The 1,131-nt window shown below is 75.0% G+C and carries 1 protein-coding gene; it reads left to right on the forward strand.

Annotated elements, in window-relative coordinates; genetic code table 11:
* Window positions 1-1,057 (forward strand): SUKH-4 family immunity protein (locus tag ACSNOC_RS27760; protein ID WP_436750333.1); only part of this gene is annotated, 1,057 nt, incomplete at its 5' end.
* Window positions 1,058-1,131 lie beyond the last annotated feature (74 nt).

Raw genomic sequence — 1,131 nt, forward strand, 5'->3', positions numbered from 1 at the left:
CGCCCCAGCGCCTGCCCCCGCGCCCGCGCCCGTCGCGCCGCCGCCCGGCGGCCAGGGGTACGGCTATCCGCCGCCCGGCCAGCCGGTCGTCGGCTCCGGCTACATGGCGGTGCTGCGCTACCGCGCGCCGGACGGCGCGGAGCAGCAGCTCATCCGCCGCTCCGCGCCCGGAATGCCGCACCCCGAGTGGCAGTTGCTGCACGAGCTGCACGCCATGAACGTGCCGCCGCAGCAGGTGCTGGAGCTGCACACCGAGTTGCAGTCGTGCGAGCTGCCCGGCGGGTACTGCGCCCGCATGATCCGCGAGACGTGGCCGCAGGTGCGGATCACGCACACGGCCGCGTACGGGCGGGAGTTCGCCTCCCGGCAGGCCGGGGTCCGGCACCTGGTGGAACACCAGGACGAGCTCCAGCAGTTCGCGGACGGCCCGCCGCGTTCCGCCCCGGTCCGCGCGCCGTTGCCGCAGCAGCAGCCGGCGCCCGCCGTGGGCCTCGACGTGATCGGCCAGGAGCTGGCGCACGCGTTCGGCCCGCAGGGAGTGTTCCGGTACCCGGCGCAGGCCGTCTCCCGGCAGGGCGTGCCGGAGATCGTGGCGCAGACTCTGGTGTGGGCCGGAGTCCCGCTGGAGATCGGCCCGTTCTTCTGGGCCCAGGCCCAACCGGGCCGTCCGATCCCGACGTTGGCCGAGCTGGCGATGGAACGCGGCATCCAGCCCGCGCCGGACGCCGGTTCGTACCTGGTGATCGGCACGGACTTCGGCCGCCAGCTCTGCGTGCAGTACGGCACGGCGCACATCGTCGCCGTGCCCCTGGAGGCCGACCCCGGCGCCCCGCCGGTGCCACCCCAGTTCGTCAACGCGTCCCTGCCGCAGTTCGCCCGCTGCATGGCCCTCCTCGGCCGGATGTGGCGCCTGCGCCTGGGCCTCAACCCGGAACAGGCGGGTCGCTGGACGACGGACTTCCAGGCACAACTCGGGTCCCTGGACCCGGTGGCGGTGGCCGACCCGGAGAGCTGGTGGTCGGTCCTGCTCGAACAGATGTGGGACGGCCTGCTGTAGGCCGGGGCCGGGGGGAGTTTCGCCACCCACCCCCTCTTCCCCGGCCCCGGCGGCGCGGCGGTGGCACACAGGCC

The organism is Streptomyces sp. URMC 129 (assembly GCF_051386415.1).
Lineage (GTDB): Bacteria > Actinomycetota > Actinomycetes > Streptomycetales > Streptomycetaceae > Streptomyces.